This is a genomic window from Psychrilyobacter piezotolerans (assembly GCF_003391055.1).
In the GTDB taxonomy this organism is placed as follows: domain Bacteria; phylum Fusobacteriota; class Fusobacteriia; order Fusobacteriales; family Fusobacteriaceae; genus Psychrilyobacter; species Psychrilyobacter piezotolerans.
Window position 1 is genome coordinate 1 of the sequence record NZ_QUAJ01000073.1, and the last position, 1,066, is coordinate 1,066.

A 1,066-nucleotide genomic window follows, 5' to 3' on the forward strand; every position below is an offset into this window, starting at 1 on the left:
ACCTAGATTGTCAAATTAAATGCAACACCTGGTTCTCCCCAGAATTCTTCATGGGGAGTTTTCCATCCTAAACATTTCCTTGGTCTATTATTTATTTTTTGTACTGCTATATTTACCTCTTCTTTTGTTAACTTTAGAAAGTCCGTTCCTTTTTTAAAAAACCTTCTCAATAATCCATTTGTATTCTCATTAGTCCCTCTTTCCCATGAATGATACGGGTTAGCAAAATATGTTTTTATCTCTAACTTTTCTTCAAGTTCTTTAAACCCTGAAAATTCTTTTCCATTGTCTGAGGTAAATGTTTTCACCAATTTTTCAGGTATATACTTAAAATTTTCTAGGGTCGCTTTATTGAATGTTTCAGCTTTTCTATCTGGCATCAGTTCTGCTATTAAGAATCTTGTCTTCCTACAAACGTAAGTCATAATAGCACCTTTATGCTCTGCGCCTACTATTGTGTCGCTCTCGTAGTGTCCTATCTCACTTCTATCATTTGCTTCTTGTGGTCTTTCTTCTATCATTTTTTTATCTGGTATCGTACCTCTTTTTTCTTTAACTCCATTCTTTTTAACCTTACCTTTTCTAGGTAGTAATTTAATAGCACCTTCTGAAAGAAACCCTGCTTCTATTGCTCTATAGATAGTTTTAAATGATATATTGTATAACTTATCTATCTTTGCTCTTCCTGCTATTTGTTCAGGGGTCCAAGAGTTTTCTAACTTCTTTTGGATATCGATTAAAAGGATACTTTTTTTTAAAATATTTTTGGCTCCACATTTCTTTTTTCTTTCTTGATAAGCTAATTGAGCCTTAAAAGGACTGTATTCTCCATCAATAGTATTTCTTTTGATTTCTCTACCTATAGTAGCTCTATCTCTCCCTAATTGTCTTCCTATTTCCGCATTGGAATAACCTAATGTTAAAAATTTTAATATACTTTCTCTTTCTAAAATGGTAATATGTTCTCGATTCATAGAAACCTCCATTAATGTTTGCTCGCACATACATTATACCAAGGAAGTCTCTATGGATCTTTTTTTGTTGCATTTAATTATACAATGTAAGT

General features: G+C 32.1%; 1 protein-coding gene. It reads right to left on the bottom strand.

Going from position 1 to position 1,066, the window contains the following annotated elements; translation table 11 throughout:
• Positions 1-2: 2 nt before the first annotated feature.
• A complete protein-coding gene (locus tag DYH56_RS15685; protein ID WP_158539184.1) occupies positions 3-974 on the bottom strand; it encodes an IS30 family transposase in 972 nt (323 codons plus the stop codon).
• Positions 975-1,066 lie beyond the last annotated feature (92 nt).